The sequence below is a fragment of the Streptomyces sp. NRRL F-2664 genome (assembly GCF_000719345.1).
In the GTDB taxonomy this organism is placed as follows: Bacteria; Actinomycetota; Actinomycetes; order Streptomycetales; family Streptomycetaceae; genus Streptomyces.
On sequence record NZ_JOFX01000097.1, the window covers coordinates 1 to 6900 of the forward strand.

The following is a 6900-nucleotide window of genomic DNA, read 5'->3' on the forward strand; positions in this document are numbered from 1 at the left end:
GAGAGCCGTGGTGGGCTCGTCGGCGATGATCAGGTCCGGCTCCAGGGCCAGCGCCATGGCGATCATGATGCGCTGGCGCATACCGCCGGAGAACTGGTGGGGGTAGTCCCCGACCCGCTGTTTGGCCGCGGGGATCCGCACCCGGTCCATCAGCTCCACGGCCTTCGCGCGGGCCTCCTTGCGGGACGTGCCGCGGTGGACCTCGTACATCTCGCCGAGCTGGGCGCCGACGGTCAGCACCGGGTTGAGGGAGGACAGCGCGTCCTGGAAGATCATCGCCATCTCGGCGCCGCGGATCCGGCGCCGTTCGTCCTCCTTCATCTTCAGCAGGTCCCGGCCCTTGAAGAGGATCTCGCCGCCGGCGATCCGGCCCGGCGGCACGTCCAGGATCCCCATCACGGCCTGCGCGGTCACCGACTTGCCGGAGCCGGACTCACCGAGCACGGCCAGCGTCTCGCCCTCGTCCACCGCGTAGTGGACGCCGTTGACCGCCTTCGCGACTCCGTCGCGCGTCTTGAATTCCACGTGGAGGTCGCGGACTTCGAGCAGCATGTGCGGGCTCCTCAGCGCAGCTTGGGGTCGAGGGCGTCGCGCACCGCGTCGCCGAGCATGATGAAGGCGAGCACCGTGATGCTCAGCGCGCCCGCGGGCCACAGCAGCATGTGCGGGGCGTTGCGGATCTGCGAGGCGGCGTTGGAGATGTCGATGCCCCAGGAGACGGTGGGCGGGCGCAGGCCGACGCCGAGGAAGGACAAGGTCGCCTCCAGGGCGATGTACGTGCCGAGCGCGATCGTGGCGACGACGATGACGGGGGCGACCGCGTTGGGCGCGACGTGTCGCAGCAGCATGCGGGCATTGCCCGCGCCCAGGGCCCGGGCGGCCTGGACGTAGTCGTTCTGCTTGGCGGTGATCACCGATCCGCGGGCGATGCGGGCCACCTGCGGCCAGCCCAGGAGCACGATGAAGCCGACCACGGGCCAGACGGTGGTGCTGGTGACGACGGACAGGAAGACCAGCCCGCCGAGGACGACCGGGATGCCGAAGAAGATGTCGGCGACCCGGGAGAGCAGGGAGTCGCCCCAGCCGCCGAAGAAGCCGGCGAGCCCCCCGAGCGCGGAGCCGAGCAGGGCGGCGCCGAGGGTGGCACAGACGCCGACGGTGATGGAGGCGCGGGCGCCGTACACGGTGCGGGTGTAGACGTCGCATCCCTGGGTGTCGTAGCCGAACGGGTGGCCGGGGGCCGAGCCCTGCTGGGACTTGGACAGGTCGCACTGGAGGGGGTCGCCGCTGGCGATGAGCTGCGGCCAGATCGCGATGACGACGAGGAAGAGGATCAGCAGGGAGGAGAGGACGAAGACGGGGTTGCGGCGCAGCTGGTGCCAGGCGTCGGACCACAGGGAGCGGGCCCGCTCCTTCGGCCCGGACGCGCCCGGTCCCGCGGTCTTCTCGATGCCTCGGACGCTTTCGGCCTCGTCGAGCGCCAGATCCATGGGTCCCCCTTGGCCCGTGGGCGAGACGGCTTCCTTCGGGCGGGGGCCGACCGGGTCGTAGCCGGCGGGTTCGGGGCGCTCGGGATCAGGCATAACGGATCCTCGGGTCCAGGACCGCGTAGAGCAGGTCGACGAGCAGGTTCGCCAGCAGGAAGACGATGACGAGGATGGTCACGAAGCCGACGACCGTGGGCGAGTTGTTGCGCAGGATGCCCTGGTAGAGCTGGTAGCCGACGCCGTGGATGTTGAAGATCCGCTCGGTGACGATGGCCCCGCCCATCAGGGCGCCGATGTCGGTCCCGATGAAGGTGACCACCGGGATCAGCGAGTTGCGCAGCAGGTGGCGGGTGACGACCCGGCGGCGGGGCAGGCCCTTGGCAGTGGCGGTGCGGACGTAGTCGGCCTTGACGTTCTCGGCGATGGAGGTGCGGGACAGGCGGGTGACGTAGGCGAGGGAGACCAGCGCGAGGACGATGCCGGGCAGGATCAGTTCGTTCAGGGGGGCGTCCGGGGAGACGGTGGGCCGTACCCAGCCCCATTGGACGCCGAAGAGGTACTGGAGGAGGTAGCCCGTGACGAAGGTGGGCACCGAGATGACCACGAGGGTCATCACCAGCACCGAGGTGTCGACCGTCCGGCCGCGGCGCAGGCCGCTGATCACGCCGAGGGTGATGCCGATGACGACCTCGAAGAAGATCGCCACGAGGGTCAGGCGCAGGGTGACCGGAAAGGCGGAGGCCATCAGCTCGGTGACGGACTGTCCGTTGAAGGCGGTGCCGAAGTCGCCCTGGAAGATCTGCCCCATGTAGTGCAGGTACTGCTTCCACAGGGGCTGGTCGAGGTAGAGGTCCTTGCGGATGCGGGCGGCGGTGGCCGGGTCGGGGGCCTTGTCGCCGAAGAGGGCCGCGACCGGGTCACCCAGCGCGTACACCATGAAGAAGATCAGGAACGTGCTGCCGATGAACACCGGGATCATCTGGAGCAGCCGCCGGATCACATAACGTCCCATGGAGTGCTCCATGCAGTTGGCGGGCACGGCGGGCCCCCGGCGTCGGGCCGGGGGCCGGGATCCGGGATCCGGGTGCGGGTCAGATCACCTTGATCCGGTCGTAGACCGGGACGCTGAACTGGTTGAGGGCCACGTCCTCCAGGCGCTCCGAGTAGCCGGCGCTGCCGTTCTGGTACCAGAGCGGGATGGACGGCATCTGCTCGGCGAGGATCTTCTCCGACTCCTGGAAGCTGGCGATCGCCTTGGCGGCGTCGCTCTCCCGGTTCGCCTCGTCGACGAGGGCGTCGAACTCCTTGTTGCTGAACTTGCCGTAGTTGGAGGAGGCGCCCGTGTAGTAGAGCGGCTGGAGGAAGTTCTGGATCAGCGGGTAGTCGGCCTGCCAGCCGGAGCGGAAGGGGCCGGTCAGCTTGTAGCTGCTCTGCTGGTTGCGGAAGTCGGCGAAGGTGCCGACGGGGTTGACCGTGCAGACCGGTCCCTCCCCGAGCGCGTTGTTGATGCTGTTGCAGACGGCGTCCATCCAGTCGCGGTGCGAGCCGGTGTCGACGTTGGAGGTCAGCGTGACCTTGCCGCCGGGGAGTCCGCCGCCCTCCTGGATGAGCTTCTTGGCCTCGGCCGGGTCGTAGACACAGGCGTCGCCGCAGGCCGTGGAGGAGAAGCCGCCCTTCTCGCCGAGTGCCGGCGAGGTCCAGTCCTTGGCGGGGGTGCGCGTCTCCCGGAAGATCTGCTGGGTGATCTCGTCGCGGTTGATGGCCCGGGAGATGCCCTGGCGGACCTTCTCCATGCCCGGCTTGCTCCACTGCGCGTCGTACAGGGGGAAGGTGAGGGTCTGGATGATGAGGGCCGGCTGGTTGATGTACCGGTCGCCGAGGTCGTTCTTGACGTTCTTCAGCTGCTGGGCGGGGACGTCGTCGACCAGGTCGAGGTTGCCGGAGATCAGGTCGGTGTAGGCGGTGTTGTTGTCGGTGTAGACCTTCAGGTCCACGCCGCCGTTCTGCGCCTTGTCCTCACCGGGGTACGCGTCCCACTTGCGCAGCTTCATCCCGGTGCCCTTGCTGTACGAGTCCACCAGGTACGGGCCGTTGCCGACGGGCTTGTCCAGCCAGGCGGTGTGGTCGGTGAAGAAGGACTTGGGCAGCGGGGAGAAGGCCTGGTAGCCGAGGGTCTCCGGCCAGGTGGAGAACGTGTCCTTGAGGGCTACGGTGAAGGTCTTGGGGTCCTTGACCACCAGCCCGGACATCGTCTTGGCCTTCGGCTCGCCGGACGCAGGGTGCACGTCGTCGTAGCCGACGATGTCGGAGAAGAAGGGCGCGTTGTTCTGCTTGTTGCGCACGTCCGCGCCGTAGTTCCAGGCGTCCACGAAGGACTGCGCGGTGACCGGCTCGTCGTTGCTGAACTTCCAGCCGTCCTTCAGCGTCACGGTGAAGTTCCGACTGTCCGTCGTCTCGATGGACTCGGCGAGCATGTTCTTGGCCTCGCCGGTCTCGGGGTCGTAGCGCTTGAGGCCGCGGAAGAGCATGTCGAGGACCTTGCCGCCCTGCACCTCGTTGGTGTTGGCGGGCTCCAGCGGGTTCTGCGGGTCACCCCACGACGAGCTGACGATCCCCGAGGCGCCGCCACCTCCGCCGCTGTCGCTCCCGCCGCCGCAGGCCGTCGCCACGAGGGCGACGGCCACTGCACATGCGGCCCACTGGGCGTGGGTGGCTCCGCGCATGGAGTGCCTCCTATGGCTCCCAAGACTCACTTAGGGGCCAATGTCACCCTATGTGCGGTCCCCCACACGCATGGTTGGACCGATTGCACCCGCGCGTTGCGCCCCTGTCACCCCTGGGGGTGCAAAGCCAGCTCCCACGCGTCGACGCCGTAGTGCAAGGTCATGCCGTGCGCCTCGTAGAGCGCCAGTGCACCGGTCGCGTTGTGGATGTCCACACCGAGGCCCAGGGTGTCCCGGCCGCGCGCCGCGTAGGTGGCGAAGCCGTGGCGCAGCAGGTAGCCGCCCACGCCCCGGCCGCGCGCGTCCTTGCGCACGCCGATGTGGCTGACCCAGGCCATGCTCGTGCGGTCGTCCCGGGTGAGCAGGACGGCGACGTCGCCCTCGTCGGGCAGGCTCGCGATCCAGACCAGCGACCAGTCGAGGGTGCGGCCCTCGATGTGGTCCAGCCAGTTCTCGTACGGGCGGTCCACATGGCCGAAGTGGGCGGCGAAGGTCTCCTCGACCAGGGCGTGCGCCCGACGGCGGTCGGCGTCGTCGTCGCCGCAGTGGCGCAGGGTGAGCCCCTCGGGCGGGGTGGGGGCGAGGTCGGCGGCCGCGGACAGCGGGCGCGTCATGACCTGGTAGCGGCGGACGGTGCGGTAGCCGCGCCCGGAGAGGAGGGCCAGGTCGATGGTGGGCGCCACATTGAGCTGGATCTTGAGTGTGCCCGTCCCGCCGGTGATCTCGCGGGCCCGGGTCTCCATGCGTTCGAGCAGCAGGGTCGCCGCCTCGTCGTGGCCGGGCAGGACGTAGTGGTCCCCGTCGACGCGGCCGGGACCGGAGTCCGCCCACACCAGGGCGTAGGCCAGGAGCCGGCCGTCCTCGAAGGCGAGCCAGGAGTCGGTGGCGAGGTCCACGTCAGGGGCGTTGAGGTCGGCCTCGACGGTACCGAGGTCGGTTTCGGGGCGGCCCGTCTCGATCACGTCGACGGCGTTGAGCAGGGCGCAGATGTCGGTGGCGTCCCCAGGACCGGCGGGCCGTACGGTGATGGTCATTGCGTCACTCTCCGGCCCGGTGTCCCGGGGCCGCAACCGGTTTGTGCACGGGTCGGGGCGAGCCGTCCGGGGTGAGCACGCGGAACTCCTGCTGCCGCGGTGTCCGGCTCGGGACGCGCCGACGGCCGGTCCCCGGCGCCGTGGGGCGCCGGGGACCGGCCGTGGACGTGGAGCGTGCGGGGATCAGACGGCCAGGATGGCCTTCTCCTCGGCGAAGTGGCACGCCGACTGGTGCGCCGCCGGGCTGTCGACGCCCTTGAAGCGCTCCGGGATCGCCAGCAGCGGCTCCTCGGTGGAGCACTTGTCCTGGGCCTTCCAGCAGCGGGTGCGGAAGCGGCAGCCCGACGGCGGGTTGGCCGGGGACGGGACGTCGCCGGTGAGGATGATGCGCTCGCGGGACTCGCGGACCTCGGGGTCCGGGACCGGGACCGCCGACAGCAGCGCCTGGGTGTAGGGGTGCGTCGGGTGGTCGTAGATCTCGGCGTCGGTGCCGATCTCGGCCATCTTGCCGAGGTACATGACGCCGACGCGGTCGGAGATGTGCCGGACGATGGACAGGTCGTGCGCGATGAAGATGTAGGACAGGTTGAACTCGTCCTGCAGCTTCTCCATCAGGTTGATGACCTGCGCCTGCACCGACACGTCGAGCGCGGAGACCGGCTCGTCGCAGATGATGATCTCCGGGTTGAGCGCGAGGCCGCGGGCGATGCCGATGCGCTGGCGCTGGCCGCCGGAGAACTGGTGCGGGTAGCGGTTGATGTACTCCGGGTTCAGGCCCACGACGTCCAGGAGCTCCTGGACCTTGCGGCGCCGGTCGCCCTTCGGGGCCACCTCGGGGTGGATCTCGAAGGTCTCCCCGATGATGTCGCCGACCGTCATGCGCGGGTTCAGCGAGGTGTACGGGTCCTGGAAGACCATCTGGATGTTGCGGCGGACGGCCTTCAGCGCGCGGCCGGACAGCTTGGTGATGTCCTGGCCCTTGTAGAAGACCTCGCCGGCGGTGGCCCGCTCCAGGTTCATCAGGAGCTTGGCGACCGTGGACTTGCCACAGCCGGACTCGCCCACGATGCCGAGGGTCTCGCCCTGGTACAGGTCGAAGGACACGCCGTCGACGGCCTTGACCGCACCGACCTGCTTCTTGAACAGGATGCCCTGGGTCAGCGGGAAGTGCTTGACCAGGTTGCGGACCTGGAGGATCGGCTCGCGCTCGGTGGTCGTCGTGCTGAGCTCAGCCATGGATCTGGTCCTTCCAGAAGTGGCACGCGCTGCCGCGGCCGGGCAGTTCGGTGCCGTCCAGCTCGGTGACCGGGTGCAGGACCGGGATCTCCGTACGGCAGATGTCCTGCGCCTTGGGGCACCGGGGGCTGAAGGCACAACCCGTCGGGATGCGGAGCAGGTTGGGCGGCAGGCCCTTGATCGCGTAGAGCTCCTGGCCCTTCTGGTCCAGGCGCGGGATCGAGTCCAGCAGACCGCGGGTGTACGGGTGCGAGGGACGCTTGTAGATCTCGTGGACCGGAGCGGTCTCGACGATCCGGCCCGCGTACATGACCGCGATCTTGTCCGCGACGTCGGCGACCACGCCGAGGTCGTGGGTGATCAGGATCAGGCCCATGTTCATCTCGCGCTGGAGCTCCGCGAGGAGGTCCATGACCTGGG

The 6900-nt window shown here is 69.2% G+C and carries 7 protein-coding genes; all 7 read right to left on the minus strand.

Translation table 11 applies throughout. From position 1 onward, the window contains the following. On the minus strand, window positions 1-552 hold a 552-nt coding region (locus IF89_RS0133755), incomplete at its 3' end, for an ABC transporter ATP-binding protein (RefSeq protein ID WP_030776330.1). An 11-nt stretch (window positions 553-563) separates the two neighbouring features. Further along, window positions 564-1490 carry an ABC transporter permease gene (locus IF89_RS0133760; protein ID WP_199820612.1) on the minus strand — a complete coding sequence of 309 codons (927 nt, stop codon included), beginning with the start codon at window positions 1488-1490 and terminating at the stop codon, window positions 564-566. An 85-nt stretch (window positions 1491-1575) separates the two neighbouring features. Next, window positions 1576-2499 carry an ABC transporter permease gene (locus IF89_RS0133765; RefSeq protein ID WP_030776336.1) on the minus strand — a complete coding sequence of 308 codons (924 nt, stop codon included), beginning with the start codon at window positions 2497-2499 and terminating at the stop codon, window positions 1576-1578. Window positions 2500-2578: 79 nt separating this feature from the next. Beyond that, window positions 2579-4210, minus strand: a complete 1632-nt coding sequence (locus tag IF89_RS0133770) for a peptide ABC transporter substrate-binding protein (protein WP_030776347.1) — start codon at window positions 4208-4210, stop codon at window positions 2579-2581. A 107-nt stretch (window positions 4211-4317) separates the two neighbouring features. Continuing rightward, window positions 4318-5244: a GNAT family N-acetyltransferase gene (locus IF89_RS0133775; RefSeq protein WP_030776350.1), complete on the minus strand. Its 927-nt coding sequence runs from the start codon at window positions 5242-5244 to the stop codon at window positions 4318-4320. 183 nt (window positions 5245-5427) lie between these two features. Beyond that, window positions 5428-6480 carry an ABC transporter ATP-binding protein gene (locus IF89_RS0133780; protein WP_030776353.1) on the minus strand — a complete coding sequence of 351 codons (1053 nt, stop codon included), beginning with the start codon at window positions 6478-6480 and terminating at the stop codon, window positions 5428-5430. Further along, window positions 6473-6900, minus strand: a 428-nt coding sequence (locus IF89_RS0133785; protein WP_030776356.1) for an oligopeptide/dipeptide ABC transporter ATP-binding protein, incomplete at its 5' end; no start/stop codon positions are given. The genes IF89_RS0133785 and IF89_RS0133780, both read right to left, overlap by 8 nt.